This window comes from Aquabacterium parvum (genome assembly GCF_001447195.1).
GTDB classification, from domain to species: Bacteria; Pseudomonadota; Gammaproteobacteria; order Burkholderiales; family Burkholderiaceae_C; genus Aquabacterium; species Aquabacterium parvum.
This window is the reverse complement of sequence record NZ_LFRI01000571.1, coordinates 1-273: the sequence shown is the minus strand read 5'-3', so window position 1 is coordinate 273 and position 273 is coordinate 1. Positions and strand designations below refer to the sequence as shown.

At 65.2% G+C, this 273-nt stretch carries 1 protein-coding gene; it reads right to left on the bottom strand.

Annotated elements, in window-relative coordinates:
• Positions 1-92: 92 nt before the first annotated feature.
• Positions 93-273: hypothetical protein (locus tag ABG80_RS23130; protein ID WP_160322631.1), on the bottom strand; the 181-nt coding region annotated here is incomplete at its 5' end.

The following is a 273-nucleotide window of genomic DNA, read 5'->3' as shown; positions in this document are numbered from 1 at the left end:
GCTCCGCTGGTTGGCTTGAAGGTGGACCGGTCGGGTACCCCTCCCTCTGCAACGCCCTTCGGGCTCACTGGGGTGTCCCCCAGCCCCCCGGCTTACTTCGACGCGGAGAGGCGCTCCATGTCATTGAGGACAGGCCAAGCATGCTGATGCACGGCCATCATGTAGGCCTGCGAGGCCTTGTCCCAGGCGTCGATGTGTCTGGCCAGGATGAACAGCCAGGGCGGCGTGTCAACATCCGGGCCAGCAGCTACGATCCCGTAGAAGGCCCTCACC